The 23600-nt window shown below is 60.9% G+C and carries 19 protein-coding genes; 8 read left to right on the top strand and 11 right to left on the bottom strand.

Going from position 1 to position 23600, the window contains the following annotated elements:
- Nucleotides 1–161 precede the first annotated feature (161 nt).
- Nucleotides 162–2030 carry a cache domain-containing protein gene (locus O9K64_RS10015; protein ID WP_275097923.1) on the top strand — a complete coding sequence of 623 codons (1869 nt, stop codon included), beginning with the start codon at nucleotides 162–164 and terminating at the stop codon, nucleotides 2028–2030.
- Nucleotides 2027–3367, top strand: a complete 1341-nt coding sequence (locus O9K64_RS10020) for a sigma-54-dependent transcriptional regulator (RefSeq protein ID WP_275097924.1) — start codon at nucleotides 2027–2029, stop codon at nucleotides 3365–3367. The genes O9K64_RS10015 and O9K64_RS10020 overlap by 4 nt, the downstream gene beginning before the upstream one ends.
- A gap of 409 nt (nucleotides 3368–3776) precedes the next feature.
- Here O9K64_RS10020 and O9K64_RS10025 read toward each other — a convergent pair whose 3' ends face one another.
- Both O9K64_RS10025 and O9K64_RS10030 read right to left on the bottom strand, forming a co-directional pair.
- Nucleotides 3777–4814, bottom strand: a complete 1038-nt coding sequence (locus O9K64_RS10025; RefSeq protein WP_275097925.1) for a hypothetical protein — start codon at nucleotides 4812–4814, stop codon at nucleotides 3777–3779.
- A gap of 44 nt (nucleotides 4815–4858) precedes the next feature.
- Nucleotides 4859–5953 (bottom strand): SO_0444 family Cu/Zn efflux transporter, encoded by a 1095-nt coding sequence (locus O9K64_RS10030; RefSeq protein WP_275097926.1) that lies wholly within the window; start codon nucleotides 5951–5953, stop codon nucleotides 4859–4861.
- Between the two features lie 365 nt (nucleotides 5954–6318).
- Here O9K64_RS10030 and O9K64_RS10035 point away from each other — a divergent pair, with 365 nt between their 5' ends.
- The 4 genes from O9K64_RS10035 to O9K64_RS10050 all read left to right on the top strand — a co-directional run bounded on the left by O9K64_RS10035 (nucleotide 6319) and on the right by O9K64_RS10050 (nucleotide 11138).
- The gene (locus tag O9K64_RS10035) at nucleotides 6319–6582 is read left to right on the top strand and encodes a DUF4212 domain-containing protein (RefSeq protein WP_275097927.1); all 264 of its coding nucleotides are present in this window, start codon (nucleotides 6319–6321) and stop codon (nucleotides 6580–6582) included.
- A 15-nt stretch (nucleotides 6583–6597) separates the two neighbouring features.
- Nucleotides 6598–8343, top strand: coding sequence for a sodium:solute symporter family protein (locus O9K64_RS10040; RefSeq protein WP_275097928.1), 1746 nt, complete (start codon nucleotides 6598–6600; stop codon nucleotides 8341–8343).
- 236 nt (nucleotides 8344–8579) lie between these two features.
- On the top strand, nucleotides 8580–10436 hold the full coding sequence (locus tag O9K64_RS10045; RefSeq protein ID WP_275097929.1) for a putative nucleotidyltransferase substrate binding domain-containing protein: 1857 nt from the start codon (nucleotides 8580–8582) through the stop codon (nucleotides 10434–10436).
- A 3-nt stretch (nucleotides 10437–10439) separates the two neighbouring features.
- Entirely contained in the window at nucleotides 10440–11138 is a 699-nt protein-coding gene (locus O9K64_RS10050) for an exonuclease domain-containing protein (RefSeq protein ID WP_275097930.1), read from the top strand.
- Between the two features lie 249 nt (nucleotides 11139–11387).
- Here the strand turns inward: O9K64_RS10050 and O9K64_RS10055 are convergent, their stop codons facing one another.
- The gene (locus tag O9K64_RS10055; protein WP_275097931.1) at nucleotides 11388–12101 is read right to left on the bottom strand and encodes a hypothetical protein; all 714 of its coding nucleotides are present in this window, start codon (nucleotides 12099–12101) and stop codon (nucleotides 11388–11390) included.
- A gap of 343 nt (nucleotides 12102–12444) precedes the next feature.
- Between O9K64_RS10055 and phbB the strand changes: the two genes are divergently transcribed.
- Complete coding sequence (phbB, locus tag O9K64_RS10060) at nucleotides 12445–13167, top strand: acetoacetyl-CoA reductase (RefSeq protein WP_275097932.1); 723 nt, start codon at nucleotides 12445–12447, stop codon at nucleotides 13165–13167.
- A 59-nt stretch (nucleotides 13168–13226) separates the two neighbouring features.
- On the opposite strand, the gene O9K64_RS10065 is transcribed toward phbB, so the two are convergent.
- On the bottom strand, nucleotides 13227–13652 hold the full coding sequence (locus O9K64_RS10065) for a hypothetical protein (protein WP_275097933.1): 426 nt from the start codon (nucleotides 13650–13652) through the stop codon (nucleotides 13227–13229).
- A 306-nt stretch (nucleotides 13653–13958) separates the two neighbouring features.
- On the opposite strand from O9K64_RS10065, the gene O9K64_RS10070 reads away from it, so the two are divergent.
- Nucleotides 13959–15404: a glyceraldehyde-3-phosphate dehydrogenase gene (locus O9K64_RS10070; RefSeq protein WP_275097934.1), complete on the top strand. Its 1446-nt coding sequence runs from the start codon at nucleotides 13959–13961 to the stop codon at nucleotides 15402–15404.
- 277 nt (nucleotides 15405–15681) lie between these two features.
- On the opposite strand, the gene O9K64_RS10075 is transcribed toward O9K64_RS10070, so the two are convergent.
- From O9K64_RS10075 to yidD, 7 genes are all read right to left on the bottom strand, one after another.
- Nucleotides 15682–16119, bottom strand: a complete 438-nt coding sequence (locus O9K64_RS10075) for a type IV pilin protein (protein ID WP_275097935.1) — start codon at nucleotides 16117–16119, stop codon at nucleotides 15682–15684.
- 154 nt (nucleotides 16120–16273) lie between these two features.
- Nucleotides 16274–19555, bottom strand: coding sequence for a pilus assembly protein (locus tag O9K64_RS10080; protein ID WP_275097936.1), 3282 nt, complete (start codon nucleotides 19553–19555; stop codon nucleotides 16274–16276).
- A gap of 58 nt (nucleotides 19556–19613) precedes the next feature.
- Nucleotides 19614–20075: a pilus assembly PilX family protein gene (locus tag O9K64_RS10085; RefSeq protein WP_275097937.1), complete on the bottom strand. Its 462-nt coding sequence runs from the start codon at nucleotides 20073–20075 to the stop codon at nucleotides 19614–19616.
- 11 nt (nucleotides 20076–20086) lie between these two features.
- Nucleotides 20087–21181, bottom strand: coding sequence for a PilW family protein (locus O9K64_RS10090; RefSeq protein ID WP_275097938.1), 1095 nt, complete (start codon nucleotides 21179–21181; stop codon nucleotides 20087–20089).
- A 59-nt stretch (nucleotides 21182–21240) separates the two neighbouring features.
- Nucleotides 21241–21729 carry a type IV pilus modification protein PilV gene (pilV, locus tag O9K64_RS10095; protein WP_275097939.1) on the bottom strand — a complete coding sequence of 163 codons (489 nt, stop codon included), beginning with the start codon at nucleotides 21727–21729 and terminating at the stop codon, nucleotides 21241–21243.
- Nucleotides 21726–22223 (bottom strand): GspH/FimT family pseudopilin, encoded by a 498-nt coding sequence (locus O9K64_RS10100; RefSeq protein ID WP_275097940.1) that lies wholly within the window; start codon nucleotides 22221–22223, stop codon nucleotides 21726–21728. The genes pilV and O9K64_RS10100 overlap by 4 nt, the downstream gene beginning before the upstream one ends.
- A 941-nt stretch (nucleotides 22224–23164) precedes the next feature.
- Nucleotides 23165–23398 carry a membrane protein insertion efficiency factor YidD gene (gene yidD, locus O9K64_RS10105; protein WP_275097941.1) on the bottom strand — a complete coding sequence of 78 codons (234 nt, stop codon included), beginning with the start codon at nucleotides 23396–23398 and terminating at the stop codon, nucleotides 23165–23167.
- Nucleotides 23399–23600 lie beyond the last annotated feature (202 nt).

The following is a 23600-nucleotide window of genomic DNA, read 5'->3' on the forward strand; positions in this document are numbered from 1 at the left end:
GCGCGTGTGATGCGGTTCGCAAGCTCACCGGCATCCTGTTTTCGATGTAGGATGCGGTGAGTGAAACGAACCGCATCGTTCGCGAAAGATGGGCACGCAAGCTTCGGCCCCGCTGCCGGTGGCGCGGCAAAAAAAAACCTGTGTAGAATGGCGGTACCGCTATGCACCCGATCAGCCGACTCTTCTCCACCATCACCCTGCGCAAGCCGTTCTGGCTGTGGGTGGCCATCTGCCTGCTGGTGGGGGTCAGCACCGCCGCCCTGATCGGCATCCTGCAGACCACCAATGCGGTCCGCCAGGAGGCGCAGCAGCGCTTCTTCGAACAGTACAACCACCAGCAGCTGATCCTGGCCGAGCAGGCGGCCCACTCCATCGAGGAGACCTTCGCCACCTTCCGCCGCAACCTGAGCCTGGTGGCCAGCCTGTTCGAGGAGGACGGGGTCACCCGGGAGCGGGCGCAACTGCTGAGTGGCAGCCTGCAGCGGATGTACGAGAGCCTGCAGGAGACCGACATCATCGACCTGGTGGTGTTTGACGAGTCGGGAACGGTGATCGCCATCCGCCCCGCCGATGAATACACCCTGGGGCGCAACTACGCCTGGCGCGACTACTTCCGCTGGGCGCGGGACGAGGGCCGGCCGGGCAAGATGTACCTGTCGCCCTTCATGCGCCTGGAAGGGGGGCAGAACCGGGGCGACAAGGCGCTGATCGTGGCCCAGGGGATCTTCAGCAGCCGCGGCACCTTCAACGGCGTGGCCATGTTCACCCTGAACTTCGACAAGCTGGCCCAGCGCCAGGTGCTGTCGGTCACCATCGGCGAGCACGGCTTTGCCTGGCTGGTGGACAATAATCAGCAGACGGTGCTGGTGGACCCGCTGGGCCGGGTCACCGACAAGGGCTTCGAGGAGACCTTCCTGCCGCGCTGGCCGAAACTCTACAACCTGCTGCTCTCCATGCAGGATGGCCAACCGGGGACCGGCAGCTACGATTTCGTCGACCCGGTGGATCCCGACAAGTCGGTCAGCAAACTGGTGGGCTACCAGCCGGTGCGCATCGAGGACCGGCTCTGGACCCTCGGCGTGGCCACTCCGACCCGGGAGGTGGAGTCCCTGCTCTCCTCCTTCATGCAGCAGCAGGAGCGCTACTCCGGTACCCTGGTGGTGATCATATTCACCGGCACCTTCATCCTGCTCAGTGCCCTGCTCTCGTGGAACCACATCCTGGCGATCCAGGTGGACCGCCGCACCCAGGACCTGGCCGACGCGCGCGGACGGCTGGAGTCGACCTTCGACGAACTGCTCTCGTCGCAGAAACTGGCCGCGGTCGGCCACCTGGCGCTCGGCCTGGCCCACGAGATCCGCAATCCCCTCTCGGCCATCCGCATGAATATCCAGATGATTCGCAAGCGCACCCGGCCGGAGGGGCCGCTGCAGGAGCATTTCAGCATTATCGAGGAGGAGATCCTGCGTCTCAACCGGCTGGTCAACGACGTCATGGATTTCGCCCGCGCCCGCCCCCTGCGGCTGGAACATACCAGCCTCAACCCGATCATCCAGCGGGTGATGCAGCTGTTCGCCCAGCGCTTCGAGGAGGCCGGGATCCACACCGAGCTGCAGCTCAGGGAGGAACTCACCGTGGTCTGTGACCCGGAGCAGATCGAGCAGGTGATCCTGAACCTGGTCTCCAATGCCATCGAGGCGCTGGAGGAGTGTGACGGTTTCCGCGAACTGACCCTGATCCTGCGCCGCCACCGCCCCTTCCTGTCATTGCAGGTGATCGATAACGGCCAGGGGATCGCCGCCGCCGACGTGGACAAGATTTTCGACCCCTTCTACACCACCAAGGTCTCCGGTGGCGGCCTGGGGCTGCCGACCCTGCAGGGGATCGTGCTGCGCCACCAGGGGACCATCACCGTGGACAGCGCGCCCGGCGAGAAGACCTGCTTTACCCTGTTGTTGCCCCTGGAAGGCCCACATGAGCGTGGTCCACACGAGCATGACCCACGCGAACGAGACGAGACAGCGAGATGAAAAAAGCCCTGATAGTGGACGATGACCGCGCCATCCGCCGCACCCTGGAACTGCACCTGATCGAGGAGGGTTTCGAGGTGCTGACGGCGGAGGATGGTCTGCGCGGCGTGGAGCTGGCGCTGCAGGAACCGGTGGATATGGTGCTGCTGGACCTGCGGCTGCCGAAACTGGACGGTTTCGAGGCGCTGCAGCGGATCAAGCGCAAAAAGCCGGGCCTGCCGGTGGTGATGATCACCGCCTATGACGATATGCATACCGCCATCGAGGCGATCCGGCTGGGGGCCATCGATCACCTGGGCAAACCGCTGGATCTGGACCAACTGGACGAGGTGATCACCAAGATCAGCGACATGGCCAGCCTGGCGAAGAGCGGCATTCCCTTCTGCGACACCACTGAGTGCACCTTTCAGCCCAACGTCATCGTCGGCCGCAGCAAGAGCATGAAGGCGGTCTACAAGACCATCGGCGCGGTGGCCGACAACCGCGCCTCGGTACTGCTCTATGGCGAGAGCGGCACCGGCAAGGAGATGGTGGCCCGGGCGATCCATTTCAACGGCCAGTACCGCAACCACCCGTTCATCCCCCTGGTCTGCTCCTCGCTCGCCCCCAACGTCCTGGAGAGCGAGCTGTTCGGGCACGAGAAGGGGGCCTTTACCGGCGCCATCAAACAGAAGCTGGGCAAGTTCGAACTGGCCCAGGGCGGCACCCTGTTCCTGGACGAGATCTCGGAGATCTCGCCGGATATCCAGCTCAAGCTGCTGCGCTTCCTGCAGGAGCGTGAATTCGAACGGGTGGGCGGCAACGAGACCATCAAGGCCGATGTGCGCATCATCACCGCCACCAACAAGGACCTGGCGACCCTGGTCAGTGAGGGCGCATTCCGCCAGGACCTCTACTACCGGCTCAAGGTGGTGACCATCGAGCTGCCCACCCTGCGCGAGCGCCAGGAGGATATCCCGCTGCTGGTGCAGTATTTTCTGGAGAAGATCCGCCGCGAGCTGGGGCGCTCGGTGGAGATGATCCCGGAAGAGACCATGCAGCAGTTGAAACGTTACCCCTGGCCGGGCAACGTCCGCGAGCTGGAGAATGCCCTGCGCCGGGCGGTGCTGCTGTCGCCCAGCGACATCCTGCTGCCGGAGACCCTGCAGCTGGAGGAGAGTTCACCGCAGAAACGGCTGCCGCTGCTGATCAAGAGTATCCAGGAGGTGGAGAAGGAGCACATCGAAAACATCCTCCACTTTACCGGTTATGAAAAGAAACGGGCGGCACAGATCCTGAATATATCCCGGCCCACACTGAATGCCCGGATCCGAAGTTATGGTATCGATGTGCCCTAGGAGTGAACCACGGATGGACACGGATAAACACGGATTTCCGGTTGAGTTTCGTGGGGTGGATAAGCCGGTAGGCGCATCCACCGTTGCTTTGCCAGGGATGGACTTATGCTGCGGAGGCTAAGGATGGCCGGGAGCGGCTCACCGCCGCCCCGTGCCGGCGATGTTCGGGAGCATAGGGCGGGCCGTGCCCGCCGACGGCGCCCACGGGACGCCCTATGACCGGTTTTCGGGGTAGGATGCTGGTGAGCTTGCGAACCGCATCATTGGCTGGCCGCCGGACCGATGCGGTTCGTTTTACTCACCGCATCCTACGGGTTGTAGTTTTGAGCCGCGGCCATGGAAGGCCGGGAGCGGTCGCGGAGGATGCGCTGTCGCTTACCCTTCACCCGACAAAAGTACGTTATCAAATTCAAATAGTACTCCGGACCGCCCGCAGCTCATCGCTCAGTTGCCGTTCATCGAGCTGCCGGTAATGCGCCTCGCCCAGCGGCACACAGCCGCCGGCCATCTCGTACCAGCCATAGCCGCCGCTCCATTCCGGCAGCTCCCTGCTGCCCTGGGAGGCGCGCGGCAGGCAGTAGAGCGTACCGGGATAGGCGATCAGGTTGTAGGGGACCTTGCGCCCGTGCAGCTCCCGAATATAGCGCCACGCCTCCTGCAGGTCATCGAACCGGGCGCAGGTCGCCGGATAGTCCTCCTGGCCACCGTTATGCGACCAGTGAGCGGCCGCGATCGGCAACGCCTCGTCGCGCACGAACAGGTGAAAATGGAGATGGTTGACCGAGGCGCAGGCACCGTAACTGTTGTAGCCGACCCCGACCCCGGGTAGCCCCGGCCGCAGCGCGGCCGCCACCCGCCAGATATATTCATGGTCGGCCTGCTGCAGGAACTGCGGCCGCCCCGCACGCGCCTCCGGTACCAACAGGCCCAGCAGCCGGACAAAGGGGAATTTGTTGTAAAGCAGTGACACATCCCGCCCCTCCAACGCACCGCGCCAGAAGATCTCCTTGCGCAGAAAGGGTTTGGCGAAATGGAACTCATCGGGATTGAATGGGGCGGAGAGCCCCGACACCCGACGCTCTGTCATACGCGGCGGGCGCAGCGCACGCAGCGGATTGAGCTGCAGCTCCCAGGGCCCCTCGCGGCGCAGCCGGATCGGCGTTATCGCATCGAACCCGATCTCCATCAACCGGGAAAACACCCGCCGGTCATCCTTCGCATCATCCAGGAAGCCCCCCTGCCGGGAATCGACATGCAGGGCGGAGAGCCGTTCAAACTTCTGTCGCAGCGGCCCGGACAACTCGTCCCAGATCAGCGGATCGATCATGGCATTGGCCAGCACCAGGATGAACACACCCAGTTCATCATAGCCGCTCAGCATCTCCCGCAGTCCGCTGCTGAAGGCCGCCTGGTAGTCCCGGGACGTGGCAAAAAAAGCGTTATTCATGAGGCTCGATAGGATTTGAGTAGAGTGTTAAGGGTTGCGTCCGGCTAACCGCAGCAGCTGCCGTCTTCCCGCACCTTGCCGCGCACCAGGTAACGGCGTAGCGGACGGATCGACAGCACCAGCAGAATCAGCAGACTCGGCATGGAGAGGGCCAGCGGAACGGTATCTTCGCCCTCACCCACCCGCGCGAGTCCGGAGAGCAGATCGACCCCCAGCCCGGCCACCGCCGCATCCAGCGTCAGCCCGAGCAGGATGCTGATACCGCCGATCCCGAACAGGTAGGCCGCCAGGGCCTTGCCGCCCAGCTCACGCCGCACCAGCACCAGTCCGGCTATATTACTGGCCGGCCCGGCCAACAGGAACACCAGCACGGTACCGGGGGAGCCCCCGGCGAACAGCATGGCGTGGGCCAGCGGGGTACTGGCGGTGGCGCAGACATACATCGGCACCGAGATCAGCAGGATCAGCAGCATGGCGAACAAGCCGCTGCCCCATCCGCTCAACAGATTGGGAGGCACCAGGGTCACCACCAGGGCGGCCGCCAGCAGCCCGAGCAACAGCCACAGCGCCAGATCGTCCAGCAGGTCGGTGAAGGCGTAGCGCAAGCCCTCAAGGGTCCGCCGCCAGGCCCCATCCCGCGGTGGCGTGAGCGCTTCCCCGGCCGCGTCCGGTTCAACGCTGCAGCCGCAGCAGGCGGGCGCCGCCGGGGCGGGCGGGATTGGCGGCTGGCTGTCCGCGCCCTCCAGACGACCCACCAGCAGTCCGGCGGTCACCGCCGAGACAATCGCCGCCAGCGGCCGGATGATCGCCAGCACGGGTCCGAGCAGCACCCAGGAGAGGGCCACCGAATCGACACCCGTCTCGGGGGTGGCGATGAGAAAGGAGGTGGTGGATGCCTTGGACGCACCGGCCCGGCGCAGCGACATCGCCGCCGGCAGGGTACTGCAGGAACAGAGGGGTAAGGGGGCACCCACCAGGGCCGCGCGCAGCACCGGGGCAAGCCCCCGGCCGCCCAACACCCGCCCCGCCAGATGCACCGGCAGCCAGGCACGAATCAACCCGGCAGCAATCAGGCCGAACAGGAGCCAGGGGGCTGACTCCAGGGCCAGGGCCAGGCTGTTATCGAAAAAGCTACTCATTACGCTGGATTATAACCCCGTTGCCCGCCCGGAACAGCACCAGAGTAACACCCCGCCCGCTGTTACCTTAGGTAACAAGTAACACCCCAAACACCACGCCGGAACGCTACCTGAGGTAACAGTAAGCCGCCTTTCAAGCGCCTCACCAATTACCCTGCCGTCACTATCCAATTGATAGAAATGGAAATTGTATTTTCTGGCTTGAATCATGCAGCATGAAGCGCGGTCGCCAGGGGAGGATTCCCAAATCTGTAAATCAGATGGAATTCGACCCATCGTGCCACGGTCAGGATGCATCCGTAGTTGACCGGGTCATGGGGGTCGAGCGAGCGCGTACTAAATTAATAATCCGGAGGACTTAAACAATGAGTACAGAAACCACGTCTGGCATGGCCTACTGGAAGGCCAACGTCAGACTCATCTCGATCTCTCTGGTGATCTGGGCCGTATGTTCGTACGGTTTCGGCATCATCCTTCGCCCCGCACTGTCCGGCATCAAGATCGGTGGCACTGACATTGGATTCTGGTTCGCACAACAGGGTTCCATGATCGTATTCCTGGTGTTGATCTTCTTCTACGCCTACAAAATGAATCAGCTGGACCGTCAGTTTGACGTTCACGAAGACTAATAAGGGGTTCGATTAATGGAACTGCAAACATTAACTTTTATCGTCGTCGGTCTGACCTTCGCGCTCTATATCGGCATCGCCATATGGGCCCGCGCAAGTACAACCGGTGAATTCTACGCGGCCGGCCGCGGCGTCCACCCGGTCGCCAACGGCATGGCCACCGCCGCGGACTGGATGTCGGCCGCCTCGTTCATCTCCATGGCGGGACTGATCGCCTTCCAGGGCTATGACGCCTCCCTGTTCCTCATGGGCTGGACCGGTGGCTACGTGCTGCTGGCCATGCTGCTGGCCCCCTACCTGCGTAAGTTCGGCAAGTTCACCGTGCCGGAGTTCATCGGTGACCGCTACTACTCCCAGACCGCGCGCATCGTGGCGGTGATCTGTCTGATCGTGGCTTCACTGACCTACGTAATCGGCCAGATGAAGGGTATCGGCGTGGCCTTCTCCCGCTTCCTCGAAGTGGACTTCGCCACCGGCCTGTTCACGGGTATGGCGATCGTCTTCTTCTACGCCGTACTTGGCGGCATGAAGGGTATCACCTACACCCAGATCGCCCAGTACTGCGTGCTGATCATGGCCTACACCATCCCGGCCATCTTCATCTCCCTGCACTTGACCGGTAACCCGATTCCGCAGTTGGGCATGTTCAGCAGCACCGTGGCCGACGGTACCCCGTTGCTGATGAAGCTGGACCAGACCATCGTGGACCTCGGCTTTACGCAATACACCGCGCAGAAGACCAATACCCTGAACATGGCGCTCTACACCTTCTCCCTGATGATCGGTACCGCGGGTCTGCCCCACGTCATTATCCGCTTCTTCACCGTACCCCGAGTCAAGGATGCCCGCTCATCCGCCGGCTGGGCGCTGGTGTTCATCAGCCTGCTCTATACCACCGCTCCGGCGGTCGGTTCCATGGCCATGCTGAACCTGGCCAACACGGTACAGCCCGGCCCGGTGGCGGCGGCTGACGGCTCCCTGGAGTACGAGAAGCGTCCACAGTGGTTCAAGAACTGGGAGAAGACCGGCTTGCTGAAGTTCGAGGACAAGAACAGCAACGGCCGCGTCGAGTATCGTGGTCCCAAGTTTGCGGGTACCGCAAACGAGCTGACGGTTGACCGCGACATTATGGTACTGGCCAACCCCGAGATCGCTGGTCTGCCGAACTGGGTAATCGCCCTGGTGGCAGCCGGTGGTCTGGCGGCGGCGCTCTCCACCGCGGCCGGCCTGCTGCTGGCCATCGCCTCCTCCATCTCCCATGACCTGTTGAAGGGTATTTTCAACCCCAACATCACGGAGAAGGGCGAGTTGATGGCGGCGCGTATCGCGATGGCGGGCGCCATCGGCGTGGCCGGTTACTTCGGCCTGCACCCCCCCGGCTTCGCGGCCCAGGTGGTGGCACTGGCCTTCGGTCTGGCCGCCTCGTCGATCTTCCCGGCGTTGATGATGGGTATCTTCAACAAGCGCGTCAATAACACCGGCGCGGTCACGGGCATGCTGGTCGGTCTGGGTAGCACGCTGCTCTACATCTTCTGGTTCAAGGGCTGGTTCTTCATCCCGGGCACCGCCATGGCGGCCAACACCGCGGACAACTGGTTCCTGGGCATCTCTCCGGAGGCGTTCGGCGCCGTCGGTGCCATGCTGAACTTCGCCTCGGCGATCCTGGTATCCAAGGTGACCGCGGAGCCACCCGAGCATATCCAGCACATGGTCGAGGACATCCGTACCCCCCGGGGTGCAGGTGCCGCTACTGACCACTAATCACATAAGTTAAATGTGATGTAAGATAGGGCCTGCCTCGTGCAGGCCCTTTTTTTTGTCCAGGGATGGATGTAGGGGCAACCCCCCGTGGTTGCCCGGAGAACAGTTTGCCGATGGAAAAGGGCAGGCACAGGGGCCTGCCCCTGCGTCGACAAGACAGGGTGGATAAGCGCAAACGCATCCACCAGTATTCGCTGACAATCTCCGCCAACCGAGATTGTGGAACGGGAGTAAACATGGAAATCGAACTGATAGAGATACGGGACTTCCTCTCCGCCCATCACCCCTTCAACCAACTGCCGGAACAGGCGATCAACCAGGTGCCGGCGCTGCTGCAGGTGCGTTATTTCCGGCGCGGCACCACCATCCCCGACTCCGGCAGTATCGATGATTTTCTCTACCTGGTGCGTAGCGGCGCGGTGGAGATCCACAACACCCAGGACGAACTGCTGGCCCGGCTGGGTGAAGGCGACCTGTTCGGTTACCGCGCCTCGCACATGGAGGGGCATGCGGAGTTCCAGGGCACCGCCATGGAGGACAGCCTGGTCTATCTGCTGCCGGCCGCGGAGGTGGACCGGTTCTGCAAGGAGCAGCCGCAGTTCTCCTACTTCTTCGAGCCGGCCGGCGGCGGCCGCCTGCGCGATGCCATCAGCAACACCGGTGAGGACGGCAGCTCCCACCTCGGCCTGATGACCACCCAGATCGGCGACATGATCAGCCGTGCGCCGATCAGCATGCCGCCCGACGCATCGATCCAGGATACCGCCACGGTGATGTCCGATGAACGGGTCTCCTCGATCCTGATCACCGAGGGGGAGCGGCTGGTGGGCATCGTCACCGACCGCGACCTGCGACGCCGCGTGGTGGCCAAGGGCCTCGACACCAGCCTGCCGATCAGCCACATCATGACCGCCGATCCGCATACCCTGGAGGCGAACAATTACGCCTTTGAGGCCATGCTGCACATGGCCCGGGACAACTTCCATCACCTGCCAATACTGCGGCAGGGCAAGGTGGCCGGCATGCTGACCGCCACCGATTTTGCCGAGCGTCATACCACCTCGGCGGTCTATCTGGTCAGCTCCGTCTACAAGCAGCATGAGGTGCAGGGACTGGCCTCCATCAGTAGCCGAATCCCCCAACTGCTGCAGAATCTCGCCGCCGCCGATGCCACCGCCAACAGCATCGGCCACGTCATCACTGCGGTGGTCGACGCCATCACCGTGCGTCTGCTGCAGCTGGCGGAGGAGCGGTTCGGCCCGCCGCCGGTACCCTATGCCTGGATCGCCGCCGGTTCCCAGGCGCGCAGCGAGCAGACCGCGAAATCCGACCAGGACAACTGCCTGGTGATGGATGACGCCTATGATCCGAAGGCACACGGCGAGTATTTCAAGGCGCTGACCGGCTTCGTCTGCGATGGCCTCAACGCCTGCGGCTATGTCTACTGCCCGGGGGAGATGATGGCCACCACCGACAAGTGGCGCCAGCCCCTGGCCGGCTGGAAGCGTTACTTCAACCACTGGATCGAGCAGCCGGAACCGAAGGCGCTGATGCTGACCTGCGTCTTTTTCGACCTGCGCTGCATCCATGGTGAAAAAAATCTGTTCCGTCAACTGCGCGAATACCTGCTCGCCAAGACCCGGGGCAACCAGATCTTCCTGGCCTACATGGCCGGCAACGCCCTGAGCTTCAAGCCACCCCTGGGATTCTTCCGCAATTTTGTCCTGATCAGTGGCGGCGAACATGACCACACCTTCGACCTGAAACACAACGGCATCGTACCCATTGTCGATCTGGCCCGGGTCTACGCCCTGGCGGCCGGCAGCCACGCCATCAACACCCAGGACCGGCTCAAGGAGGTCGCCAGCGGCGGCGAGGTCTCCCACGGCGGGGCCCATGACCTGCGCGATGCCCTGGAGTTCGTCGGCTCCCTGCGGATCCGTCATCAGGCCCGGCAGATCAAGGCGGGCGAGGCCCCCAACAACTACATGTCACCCGATGACCTCTCGCACTTCGAGCGCAGCCATCTGAAGGACGCCTTTTCGGTCGTCCGCACCATGCAGAATGTCCTCAGCCAGCGATACCTGAGGTAGTCGGTGTCGATCTGGAAGTACCTCTTCAACCTGGAGGAGCGCAGAAACTGGTGGACCCGCAAGATGCCGGATGGCCCGTTGCGCGACTACTACGCAACCCCCTTCCCCGACCGGGAGATCGACTGGCGCCAGGCGGACTACCTGGCGATCGATTTCGAAACCACCGGACTGGAGGCCAGCCAGGACCAGATCCTGAGTGTCGGCTACGCCACCGTCAGGGGCGACCGCCTGGTGTTGGGCGATGCCACACACATCCTGATCAGACCCACCGTGGACATCCCCGAGGCCTCGGCCGTGGTGCACGGCATCCTCGACGACGAGGCGGCCGAGGCCCAGCCGCTGGAGGAGGTGCTGCCGGTGATTCTGAACGCGCTCAAGGGCAAGGCGCTGCTGGCCCATCACGCCGCCATTGAGTATGAGTTCCTCAATCACGCCTGCCGCAATCTTTATGGGTACCCGTTTCTCTGCCCGGTGGTGGATACCCTGGCACTGGAGGTGCGGCAGTTCAGGATGCGCGACCAGGCGATCCGCTCAGGCGACCTGCGCCTGGCCAAGGCGCGGGCCCGCTACGGGCTGCCGCGCTATCCCGCGCATAACGCCCTGACCGACGCCCTGGCGGCGGGGGAGCTGTTTCTGGCCCAGGTGGCCTATCGCAGCAGCAGCAAACCGCCGCGCCTGAAGGATCTGATCGTAGTTAGCTAGGTCTACCCATTACTCATAAGTGGGCCGGACTGCATCCTGCACACGTCCCGGTCCCGGCCCGGGAAAGGTTCATTACTCTCGCCAAGACGCCAAGCACGCCAGGGTCAATCAGGACTCGGAATTTCGGATGGACGGACAATGTCAAGAAAGGCGTAGGGGCAACCCCCCGTGGTTGCCCGGATCGACGGGCCGCCGATCAGCCAAGGCAGGCACAGGGGCCTGCCCCTACGGCTGGCCATAGCAAGGTCATCAATTACGCCCCTTCCCCAGCGGCTTGCCGCGTTCCTCCTCCATCCCCAACTCCACGGCCAGCACGTTATCGACCATGCGGAACCCGGTACGCCGCGCGGCAAACAGCAGAAACAGGGTCTGGGTGCCGTACAGGAACAGGTAGATGCCGACGATCTGAAACGGGACACCTATGTTGATGATCCAGCCGATCAGGAAGAAGCCGAGGAAATAGAGGCTGAGGATATAGAGGTCCCGCAGCATGTCCCAATGAATCCGGGTATTCAGCACCACCGGCTTGGCGTTATGCCGCCGGTAGGTCTCGAACCACACTTCGGTCTGCACCTTACGGCTGAAGCCGGAATCCTTGACCCGCGGAAACCTGGCCTGCAGATCGTGTGACTCAAAGGGCTGCTTCCGGCTGGTCAGAAAGGCGTCGCTGGCAGGATGGGGATAGAGCTTGCGCGCATACAGCAGGCGATTCTTCCACACCTCCGGCAGGCGTTGCACCAGTACCGCCCCGACCACCGCGAGCAACACACAGACGACCGCCACATAACTGGCAGGAATGCGTACACTTCCAATATCCAAACTTATCTTATCCCAGAGCCCCAGGCTCTTGAGGAATACATCCGCCCCAAAGGGCAGCGTCAACACGAACAGATACAGGATAATGCCGTTAAGCGTGGCGAAAATAATCACCAGTGCAATATGGAACATGGAGAGAAATTTCATGAAGAGGAATTGTCCGCTGAATTTTATCGATATGTGGATCGGCCAAGCAGGCTATTTCACGTGATTTACCCGCAAATGGCAACCATTGGATCAATAACGACATATTAGAATCCACTGCTATTTTGATTGTGGTTCACAAGCGCGGATTTTTCGTTAGTATTGTTAGTGAATCGTGTCGAGACAACCATCACCGGAACCCCAACCGATAACCGGCACGATTTCAGAATGGGTGTAAACCGATGCGCGAGCACAGTTCTCACGGCGGCGGGGAGCCCGACGGGTACGCGATGCCTCAGGAGTAGCGGCATCAGACAATCTATATAGTATCGACAAGGAGTAGATCATGGGGCGAGTAGCATTGGTAACAGGCGGTACCAGGGGCATAGGTGAGGCAATCTGTGTCGCCATGAAAGAGAACGGCTACCAGGTGGTGGCCAACTATGGCGGCAACGAGCAGGCCGCCGCCGATTTCACCGAGCGTACCGGCATACCGGCCTTCAAATTCGATGTGAGCGACTTCGATCAGGTGGCCAGCGGTATCCGTGCGATCGAATCCTCGACCGGACCGGTCGAGGTGCTGGTCAACAACGCGGGCATTACCCGTGACGGCACCTTGCACAAGATGAGCTTTGAGCAGTGGGACAAGGTGGTACAGACCAATCTCGCCTCCTGTTTCAACACTTGCCGCTGTGTGATTGAAGGCATGCGCCAGCGCAATTTCGGACGCATTGTCAATATCGGCTCGGTGAACGGCCAGGCGGGCCAGTACGGACAGGTCAACTATGCCGCCGCCAAATCCGGCATCCACGGCTTCACCAAGGCGCTGGCCCTGGAGGGTGCGACCAAGGGGATTACCGTCAATGCCATCGCACCCGGCTACGTCGAGACCGACATGGTCCGGGCCGTGCCGGAAGAGGTACTGCAGAAGATCATCCGCACCATCCCGGTCGGCCGTCTGGGGCAGCCGGAAGATATCTCACGCGCGGTACTGTTCCTGGTCTCGGACGCCGCCGGTTTCGTCACCGGCTCGACCCTCTCCATCAATGGCGGCCAGCACATGTACTGACCTCCGGGAGTCTCCCACGGGCGCCTGGTGGTTCCAGACGCCCGTGGACACACCCTCCGCTACGGCGACCTGGTGTGATCGATGATCTCATGCACGGCCTGCTCCAACACCGGTGAGGGTGTGACCGTGATCTTGCGTTTGCCCACCTTGGCGCTGTAACGGCGTGCCTCAGCGGCACGCTCGTAGGCATCCCGGAGCTCTTCGATCAGCTGCTCGCTCTTTTCCGGTGTCAGGTGCCGTTCTTCGACCAGATTCTGAAAACTGCTCACCTTGCCGTCATGAATCCAGGCGATTCCGAAGCGCTTCGGCGGCTTGCCGATAAATACGAATGCCTCATGGTCAGCCGGAACCACCTCAAGCGGGTCCCGCACTTCGCCGACCAGCCCCTCCAGTTGCGGACTGATCTCCTCCAGGTGGTGTTGTGCCTCACTGTCCGCGGCCAGCGGCGGGTACTCCTTCATCCCGCCAAACCATCTATCCAACATACCCATATTCATCACTCCTGTGAGGAACCGGTACCTGAACCCGGACCCCACTCCAGTAATTCAGCATACACAGGTTACCCAAGCATAGACCAAACCAGTAAAACCGCGGTGGAACGCCTCCCCACAACAGCATATAAAGGAAAATGAGATGATTAGTACAAACATCCAATTATATTCGCGGATTTTTTCTTTTGCACCGCACAAAGCACGCATTTTCTGCTATGATCCGCGCACACCGCAGTTGTTACCAGGCAGTAAACTCTTCTTTTATCTAAAAAAACGGACTCCTAGAGACGGGGTAGAAATATGAGCTTGAACGCAAGTGAGCAGTACCTGAATGAGTGGAAGGAGCGCCAGAATCTGGCCGAGCAGATGATTCCACTAGTGGGGAAACTGTATCGTGACCAGGGTCTGGTGATCCTGATGTACGGCCGGCGTCTGATGAACGCCACCACCATCGACATCCTCAAGGCGCATCGCTACGCCCGCCAGATGGTCGGCGCGGAGCTGGACATCGCCAAGTCCTTCGAAATGCTCGAAGCGATCGCCGGCATGGACCTGGCACCGGCCCGCCTGGACCTCGGCAAACTCTGCAGCGCCTACCTGGAACACGCGGACCGCCTCGGCATGTCGGCGTTCCTTGAGCAGCAGCTGAGCGACATCAACACCGGCAGGAAGAGCCCCCTGCCCGGCCCCCAGGACGTGGTGCTGTACGGTTTCGGCCGCATCGGCCGGCTACTCGCCCGCCTGCTGATCGAACGCACCGGCGCCGGCAACAAGATGCGCCTGCGCGCCATCGTGGTACGCGGCGGCCGCGAGGGCGACTTGAAGAAACGCGCCAGCCTGCTGCGCCGCGACTCGGTACACGGCCCGTTCAACGGCTCCATCGTCATCGACGAAGAGCACAACGCGATCATCGCCAACGGCAACTACATCCAGGTGATCTACGCCGACTCTCCCGATTCCATCGACTACACCCGCTATGGCATCAACAACGCCCTGGTGGTCGACAACACCGGCATCTGGAAGGACGAGGCCGGCCTGGGGCTGCACCTCAAATCGAAAGGCACCGCCAAGGTGCTGCTGACCGCACCGGCCAAAGGCGAGATCAAAAACATCGTCTACGGTGTAAACCACGACGGGATCAGCCCGGACGACAAAATTCTCTGCGCCGCCTCCTGTACCACCAACGCCATCGTGCCGGTGCTCAAGGTGCTCAACGACACTCTGGGCATCAACAACGGCCACCTGGAAACCATCCACGCCTACACCAACGACCAGAACCTGATCGACAACTACCACAAGGCGGAGCGGCGCGGTCGCAGCGCCCCGCTCAACATGGTGATCACCTCCACCGGTGCCGCCAAGGCGGTAGCCAAGGCGCTGCCGGAGCTGTCTGGCAAGCTGACCGGCAACGCCATCCGCGTGCCCACACCCAACGTCTCCATGGCGCTGATGAACCTGAACCTGGGCCGCGAGACCAGTGTGGAAGAGCTGAACGGCCTGCTGCGGGATGCCTCGCTGAACTCGGCGCTGCGCGAGCAGATCGGCTTCACCACCTCCACCGAACTGGTCTCCAGTGACCTGGTCGGCTCCACCGAGGCCGGTATCGTCGACTCCGCCGCCACCATCGTGGAAGGCAACCGCGCGGTGCTCTATGTCTGGTACGACAACGAGGCCGGCTACAGCAACCAGGTAATCCGTGTGATGCAGGAGATGACCGGACTCAAGCTGATCAATTTACCCGCCTGATCCCCCGCTTCAGGCAACCCTGAGCCGGCCCCCGTGGCCGGCTTTTTTTGTCCAGGGAAGCAGTTATGCTGCGGAGGCCGGGAATGACCGGGAGCGGCTTTGTCCAGGAATGGAGGAGGTAGAGCGAGGCAGAAAGCCGGGGCGAGGGATGGCGGAAATGGCTCTGTCCAGGAATCGACTTATGCCACAATGCAGGAGCCCCACCCCGGGCCGAAATGCATTTGCGACGAAGGCGCAGTCCCTACGGAAAAACTCAATTTGCACAGACTCCTAGCGGTCAGTGGCGCCAACACTGATCTGCTGACATTGATCCCGTACGCGATTTGACGCCAGCCTGGTTGACACGCAGTGAACCGCAGCCATCACCGGCCATCGCGTTTTTCGGCACCGCCTCGAGTGTATAGGTGGTCGTGGTAGCGGTCCCGGCCACGAACTGGAGATCGTAATACTTCGTGCCACCGTCCTTGGGCGACTCAGTAAATGGCAACACCACCTGACTGTTGTCGGTGTTGACAAACCGTGAATTCACGGTAAAGAAGCGTTCCATAAACTGCGTGAGTTCAAGAAGAGCCGCCTGCGCATCGGCGCGCCGTGCCTTGCGCACATACTCCTGGTACGAAGGATAAGCAATAGCCGCGAGAATGCCGATGACCGCAACTACGATCATCAGTTCGATGAGAGTAAAACCACGCGGCAACCACCTTCGTATACTCATATTAAACACCCATGCAACCACTCCCGATCCTGCAACGTTCCGACAATTTCCGGTTTATCGTGGGGTTGCGCGACCATACAGGAGGCGCAGTCCAGCGGCGTTGTTCCCGTCATCGCGCTGACACCAGAACGCTTCCACATCATGACCACTGCCACTATCTTAACTGCCGCCACGACTGGCGACCGGCGGGACCGGAGGCATTGAGTCCGGAACCGATCCTGTCCTGACCGTCGTACATATGGTCCGAGTTCTGATCTTGGTCGCGAATGATGGTCAGCTCCTCACCACTTCCGCCGCTCCGGCCATTGATAATGACCACCCCGTTGACTCTGTCACTGGAGTCAAACTGCCCATCGGAATTGAGATCGAATACCGATTGACTGGTCCGCCCACCCGAACCCAGCAGAATATCCATGATAAAACCTGTACGGCCGGTCCCACAGGGATCATCCTCCGGGATCAGCGTGGTAAAGCGAACCCGATCCTGTATCGGCCCCGAGGGGAAGGTGGGGCTGCTGACCACCCGTTCACCCGCGGCATTGCCCCCGTAGATGAGGTCCAGATACCAACCCTTCTCATTATTGGTTCCGATAGCATTGTCGGAGATTTCGCGCAGAGTGAAGGTCTCTGTACCAAAGGCGTGCTGTCCCTGCCAGGTGATGGTTTGTTCCACCAGCACGACACTACGATCCCCGGTCACCGCCGTGCCATTGGCATCGATGATGCCGTAGAGGCTTTGCACCTGTTTGTTGCCACCGTCCGAACTCCTGAAGTAACTGCCGGTGCCGAACAGCACCATCAGACTGCCGGGATCATTGGGATTGATCGCCACTTCCGGACGGGCGGTAATGGGTTGCGGATCATCGTTTGGATCGCGTGCGGCAAACAAAACGACCCGATTACCGGCGTTGCCCCATTGGCTCGCGTTGCCGGAGGAGACGTCGAATCGCCACAAGTTCCCCTGCAGATCGCCAGCATAGATGGTGCGCGCCATCAGGTCGAGTGCAGGCCAATCGGTCACCTTGGGCACCCCCAGACCGTTTTCCACCGACGCATCGCCGACCCCGGTATCGATCTTGGCCAGCAGCGCGCCATCGCTCAATCGAACGATGAACAGCACCGCATGATGATTGTTGCTGTTATAGCCGTTGCCGAACACCGCAGCCCAATCACCGTTACGCATGCGCACGATAGCAGGCTGGTCAACGCCATAACCCAGATCATCATCGGTAAACTCCCACAGCACTTTACCAGCACCGAAGTTCTGCGGCGCGGTCACGTCCAGTGCAAACACAGTACGCCCGCCGGCGCCCATGGTGCCCACCAGAACTGATTTCCAGCCACTGGTGCTGTCTGCCCAGCTGTTGGCATGAGCATCGCCCACCGTCGCCGTACCATCCACAAAGTAGCGGTGGTAGTAGTCCTGCTGCATCAACCGGTTGACCGGAGCGAAGTCGCTGCCCGCCTCGGGCAACAGTAACTCACTGGGCATGTAAGCAAAGATCTCCGAACCCGTGTCGGCATTGAAGGCGTGTAGCATACCGTCGTTGGCGCCGAGATAAATCATGTCGGGTCGCAATTGATAATCAGAGCCGCTGGTGGTACGGAAGGTGGTATAGCTTGACCCCAGAGTGCTCAGCAGACTGTAGCCGAAGTCCCGTTTGCCCACGAATTGGGGGTTGGAGTTGACGATATCGCCCAGCAGTCGCGAAGTGCCACTGCCCGAGCGGCTGCGGAACGATGCATGCGCCGACTCATCTCCGCGCAACCATCCTATGCGGTTACTTCCGAGCGCGTCGTTGCTGCCGTCTGGGTGGTAATCGAGCGCGCCCTGCTGGGCCGGGCTCAGATCGCTTAACACCAGTGCCACGCCGTTGCCCGTCACACTGTTGCGGGTATAAATATTGCGAGAGGCGGGCGTCCGGGTGTTCAGCTCTGTCTCCGCGTTCCAGGCAGTGGCACCCACTGTTCCATCAGCATTCACATGCTTGGCGGTCAGCATGCCCGACCAGTCGCCGCTGCGGAAGCCCGAGGTAAAGAGCTTTGTATCGGTCTGCAACACCGCCGAACTGGTCGCCGCCGCTGTCGCGGAACTCTCCACCTGCGCCACGATGGCATCAAGGATATCCTGGAACGCGGACGCCAGCTGCGCCTCATTGCCCGCGACCAGGAACTTCCCGCCACTCTGATCCGCAGTATCCTGCATCAGGGGGTCGCTCTTAACCTGATCATCGGCGAAGCCGATCAAGTAGGTAGCGACATTGTTGATCGCCCCTTGCGGGTCGACCAAATCCGGCCGCAGGTCGATTTCATACAGCGCCTGGGCGACATCATCCAGATAGTCACTTCCTGATGACTCGTAATCCCTATTCGATTTCCGGTCGTAGGTAAGACATGCCGGACTGGCCCCATCGCAATCCCCGTCATAATCTGCCAGATGGTTACTGATATTGCGATCACTCTGCGGCCGCCCATCGGTCAGTAGCACGGCAAAACTCTTCTGGCAGGAGTATTGAATGGGGCTCGCAATGGTCTGGCCGCTGTTATTGGCGAAACTGTGATTATTGAACACCTGCGCTACTGTTGCCGTGCTCGGGGATGCCTGGTCAGGATGGAGCGTCAGATTGCCGGTATAGCCGGTGGCGAAATAATGGCCGATGTCGGATAGGGTTTCGGCCAGCGGAGTCGCCCCCGTTGCGGACAAGGCATCGATCTTGGCCTTGATATCCGTCTTCTTCGACGCGGTCAGCTCACCGAGGATCTCACGTAGTGAACCACCATTGCCGCTGTTGTAGCTGGACAATCCGACACGCATCCCACTGCCCATGGAATCGACCAGGCTCTTGCCCGCCGTTTGCGCGATCATCATGCGACTCTCGGTGCAGGGCTTCCTGCCGGAAGACCAGGTGTTGGTACATCCGCCGGGATCCGTTGCTGTTTTGAAATACCAGTTGAGATAGTTACCCGTGTATTGCGCCGCCAGATAGCTGCTGGTGCTGCCGCCGTTCGCGCCGTCGGCGTAGAGCTTGGCCTTGTAATCGGTTGAGGAGACGAAACAACGCTGCCCACTGTTGGTGCCAAACGCGTAATTAGTACCGCTGTAGCGGATCCGGGGATTACCGCTGACGATGCGGGTCTCTACCTGGGTACTGGCGGTCACTCGATTGGAAAAAGGACAACTGGCCAGATAGGTCGTATCGGGATCATAGGGTGAGTCGGGTACGATGTTCTGCATCGAACCCGAGTTGTCGAGCATGAGCATGACATTGGGTGATACGTTCGCCGTGACGAACAAGGGCAAATTGGCGATATCCACGCTGGCGTGGACAGTCGTGCCGACGCTCAGGCCCAGAACGAGGCCAAGGACCAACTCCTTTAGGCGGGATGGTGCGACTAAACCGGCCTGACCGGTGCGGTGGTTAGCTGTGGCATTCATGGCCTTATTCCTCGAAGCCTGGCAATACTCTGTTCCTTACCGGGGCATACCCCCCACATCAAGGCTCGAACATGGACTGGACGACCGTCACCGTCGTGCTCGTGCCGCCTACCCCACGCGCGGTGACCGGATAGATATAGCGAAACTCCGGCGGCGACAAGCCAATGCCGATACGCACCCGCTGGGGAGGGCCGACGTGATACACCGGATCGGAAGCCAGCGGCGGAGAAAAACCGGTCACCGAAGTCCCACCGGAACCATCCCAACCGGCCGGATCGGCCAATTCACTGGCCGCCTCCGCGGTGGCCGTATTGGCAGGCAGCCAGGCTTCCCCTCCGCGCAGTGCCGCCTCGGAGGCCTGAAAGGCGAGATTGAGATCACGCATATTACCGGCCATGCGTTCCTGTAGCAGGGTGGTCTGCATGGCGCTCACGCCAAGTATGGTAAGCAGGATAAGAAAGATCAGGCTGACCAGCAGCACGGCGCCGCCCTGCTGCGTATATTTGTAATGTATAGCCATGGCAAGCGTCCTCATGGCAACCGGTTGCGTAGGCTGACGATGGTGGTGAATACCTGGCGCAGTCGGCGGTCGGCGCCAGCACCGGAGTTGATCACCTCCCCGTCGAAGGTGATCTGCCGCGGGCCATCGGTCACATTATTCTCGATACTGCGCAGCAGCAGACTGACTCGCACGCTGACCACTTCGCCCCAGCGACTGGCCGCCTCGACCTGGCTACCGGACAAGTAGACATCGGTGACGCGATCACCGCTGGTGTCAACACCGTAGGCAAAGCGCATCCGCTCGATCCCCTCCACCAGCTCCTCGGCCGCGGCCAGGTTAACGCGGCGAAACAGCGCCGGCCCACCCCCCACGCCGTTGGCGATGAAGTAGGAACGGGTAGAGACACGCATCACGTCCGCGCCGACAAAATCGCGGCCCAGGGCTCGAGTAGCGTTGCCAGGGGTCCCCACGCCGGTATTGTGGGCCAGCGATCCCGAAGTGTCCGGGTTTGCCGTGGAGACCTGAAATACCGCCGCCGAGGTGCAATCGGCAACCGCCAGAATGTCGAATTGGTCCACGCCGTTGCCGGAGGAAACGCCTAAGGCCGCCGAACCCGGAGGGTTGCCACCAGGGTGGCTCGTAACCTTGACCACCCCCCCATCCATGCCACGCAGGGTTATGACATCACTTCCGCTCAATGCCGCGGCAAGCGCCGTGGGCAACGCGGGCGTCCAACCACTGCCGTTCCATTGATAACCCTGCAACCCGCTACCGAAGTCCCATTCATAGTTGCTGGAGTTATTCAGTGTCACCCGGAAGTAACCGGGCGCCAGATTACCGGTTCCCGTCGGGTTTTCCCGTTGCAGATTCCCGACACAACCCATATTGCCGGCCATGCGGATATCGCGGTTGAGGGCTTCGACCAGATAACGGCCGTTCTCCTGCACCCGGGAATACGCCTCTTGAAAGCGGTAGGTTTGCTTGCTGCCGACGAAGAGCTGGATTATTCCGGCTGTCAGCATCAGACCGAGGACCAGGGCCACCATCAGCTCGACCAGCGAGAGGCCCGCTTGGTGGAAGCATGAGGCACCCGTCGGGCGGCGGCGTTGACGGAAGGATGGCATGGAAGTCCCCAATAACCCGCGCCTGCGTACCGGGACGCTTACCTTTTTATTGGCTCGATTCATAGCTTGGTCGCCACGCAAAAGTCCTGCGGCGTCTCCACACCCCGGCTGTCATCCCAGCGCACGGTGACGGCCAGGATCCCGGCTACATCATTTTGCAGGCAATCCTTATTGATCTGTATGCGGGTATCCGCAGCAGGAAGCAGCCCAATCAAGCGATTACGCCAGGCACTCAGATCGGCCTGCGCGATGCTATCACTTACCGACGGCGCGGTACTCCAGGCAAGAGCGTATCCGCCCGCCAGCGCCACGTCGCGATTGGCGCGCATCGCATCGTCAATCTCATAGGCCAGATAGGTGGCTTGGGTGCGCAGGTAGGCGCTGTGGTTGTTGCGTACCGATACGCCCTGCAAGCCCGCCAGCCCGAGTAGCCCGATCGACAGCACCAGCACGGTGACAAGTACCTCGATCAGGGAGAAGCCACGGCAGGCGGAACACCCCTGCAACCGGGCATTACCGATGTCGAAGGTGCGCTGCGGGATTGTCATGTGCAATTCCCAGCCGTAACACTGGCGCGGCCGGTATTGGCGATATTGATGGTGCGCAGGCGATCCGCGGTGCCCGCCGAGCACCCATCCGGCTGGAGATCAATATTGACTACGCCGTTGGGGACACTCTTGCTACCCCGCGCATCGAAGGTAACGACCGTCACACCACCCGAATCGACGCTGATCTGGTTCATGGCCTCGAATTGCCGCAGGATATCGGTTCCGGCACAGGAGGCTCCCAGATGCACACACCAGCCATCCTCGAAACTGCTCCCCCCGGCCCGCAGAGTAGTGCTGACACCCCTCTTGATCGCCTCGCTGCGCGCCAGGTTTATGGCCGTGACCAACGCATTGGCCTGGGTCGTTAGCCGATTGGCCTGAAAGGCTGATTGGAAAGACGGCACCGCGATAGAGAGCGCGACCACCGCAACGGCCAGGGTGATCATCAGTTCCACCAGGGTGAATCCGTGTAGCAAGATAGTGCGCGTTTTCATGAGCAGGTCAATCCCTTCCCCCTTACCTCATCAGAAACACCGGCAACGATTCTGAAATTTATCCTTCCACTTCATCATTCGGATTAAGCTCCAAACTCTCTATTAAGCGGCATCGAGTCTGAAATCTTGAGGCAAATAAGTTTCCCCTGAAACAATCTTGCCCTTCAGATAAAAACCACCCTCTGTGGCATCCTGTATCCCGGCTAGTGCGAATACCCCAACAGACGAATGAGCGCGCGCCTGATACCGCTTCAAGTAATTACGGGATCAATGACAGCATCGTCCGATTCACAAAATGATAACGTTCGCTTGTTTCCCCAGAATCCTGATACATGTTCTTTGCGCATACAGGTTTTCTTTCGTACCTGATTCGCCGTTGCCGCGCGGACACATCAGAAGAACGATCCTACGTGAAAATGCCATATTCACACAGAATAATCAAGGATATATCTTCCCGGGCAGGAGAATTTGGCTATTCGTGCACAAAATTGAGATATGCCTCACGGCCATACGACGCCCCGGCCTTATTCGACGGCCTTGCAACCACAGACACAACGGTATATCGCCGTTATCTGATATACGCCGTGAACACGGGGATAAAGGGGATAGAGCGGAGCGGGAGCCAGAGCCGAGGATGGCCGAGAGCGGTTTTGTCCAGGGAAGCAGTTATGCCGCGGAGGTTGGGGATGGAAAAATATAAGCCACGAGGAGTGATGCAAGAGGAGTGGTACAGGGATGTACCGTTTACGGACCTAAGGATGGAATGAACGCAAATGAACGCGGATAATTCAATATACCCCCGGTCCGCAGATCCGCCAGGGCAGGCACTGGGGCCTGCCGCTACGACTGGCCATTCAAAATTCCGGGTGGACGGGCAATGCCGGGACGGGCGTAGGGGCAACCCCCCGTGGTTGCCCGGATCGACGGGCCGCCGATCGGTATCAGTGCTTGTGCCGGCACTCCGAGCCGGGCACCGGATCGTAGCCCCCCTCGTGGAACGGGTGGCAGCGCAGGATGCGCCGGGTGCCCAGCCACAGGCCGCGCAGCACGCCGTGGATCTCCACCGCCTCGCGGGTGTAGGCCGAGCAACTGGGGTAGTAGCGGCAGTTGTTGCCCAGCAGCGGACTGATCAGATAGCTGTAGCCCTTGAGCAGTTGCAGCACCAGGCGCTTCAACCTAAAAACCTCGGTTGGATGCGGCGGAGTGTGCGTTTTTTGCGGTGCAGGGCAAGGCGTGAAACGAGGCCAATGGCGCGCCCTTGGTGAGTTTCACAACGCGGCCATGTGCCGCAAAAAATGTGCAATCCGCTGCATAGCGTACTCACCATCAAGGTGAAGCGGGATGTGACTGGAAGTGCGGTCAAAAACATGCGCTTTG

It is taken from the genome of Sedimenticola hydrogenitrophicus (assembly GCF_029017505.1).
GTDB classification, from domain to species: Bacteria; Pseudomonadota; Gammaproteobacteria; order Chromatiales; family Chromatiaceae; genus Sedimenticola; species Sedimenticola hydrogenitrophicus_A.

Coding starts and splice junctions, on each gene's coding strand:
- pilV (WP_275097939.1), bottom strand. CDS start 21,729: ATGACAATCCCGCAGCGCACCTTCGACATCGGTAATGCCCGGTTGCAG.
- O9K64_RS10080 (WP_275097936.1), bottom strand. CDS start 19,555: ATGAATGCCACAGCTAACCACCGCACCGGTCAGGCCGGTTTAGTCGCA.
- O9K64_RS10035 (WP_275097927.1), top strand. CDS start 6,319: ATGAGTACAGAAACCACGTCTGGCATGGCCTACTGGAAGGCCAACGTC.
- O9K64_RS10040 (WP_275097928.1), top strand. CDS start 6,598: ATGGAACTGCAAACATTAACTTTTATCGTCGTCGGTCTGACCTTCGCG.
- O9K64_RS10100 (WP_275097940.1), bottom strand. CDS start 22,223: ATGAAAACGCGCACTATCTTGCTACACGGATTCACCCTGGTGGAACTG.
- phbB (WP_275097932.1), top strand. CDS start 12,445: ATGGGGCGAGTAGCATTGGTAACAGGCGGTACCAGGGGCATAGGTGAG.
- O9K64_RS10015 (WP_275097923.1), top strand. CDS start 162: ATGCACCCGATCAGCCGACTCTTCTCCACCATCACCCTGCGCAAGCCG.
- O9K64_RS10085 (WP_275097937.1), bottom strand. CDS start 20,075: ATGGCTATACATTACAAATATACGCAGCAGGGCGGCGCCGTGCTGCTG.
- O9K64_RS10055 (WP_275097931.1), bottom strand. CDS start 12,101: ATGAAATTTCTCTCCATGTTCCATATTGCACTGGTGATTATTTTCGCC.
- O9K64_RS10090 (WP_275097938.1), bottom strand. CDS start 21,181: ATGCCATCCTTCCGTCAACGCCGCCGCCCGACGGGTGCCTCATGCTTC.
- O9K64_RS10020 (WP_275097924.1), top strand. CDS start 2,027: ATGAAAAAAGCCCTGATAGTGGACGATGACCGCGCCATCCGCCGCACC.
- O9K64_RS10070 (WP_275097934.1), top strand. CDS start 13,959: ATGAGCTTGAACGCAAGTGAGCAGTACCTGAATGAGTGGAAGGAGCGC.
- O9K64_RS10030 (WP_275097926.1), bottom strand. CDS start 5,953: ATGAGTAGCTTTTTCGATAACAGCCTGGCCCTGGCCCTGGAGTCAGCC.
- O9K64_RS10025 (WP_275097925.1), bottom strand. CDS start 4,814: ATGAATAACGCTTTTTTTGCCACGTCCCGGGACTACCAGGCGGCCTTC.
- O9K64_RS10045 (WP_275097929.1), top strand. CDS start 8,580: ATGGAAATCGAACTGATAGAGATACGGGACTTCCTCTCCGCCCATCAC.
- O9K64_RS10075 (WP_275097935.1), bottom strand. CDS start 16,119: ATGAGTATACGAAGGTGGTTGCCGCGTGGTTTTACTCTCATCGAACTG.
- O9K64_RS10065 (WP_275097933.1), bottom strand. CDS start 13,652: ATGTTGGATAGATGGTTTGGCGGGATGAAGGAGTACCCGCCGCTGGCC.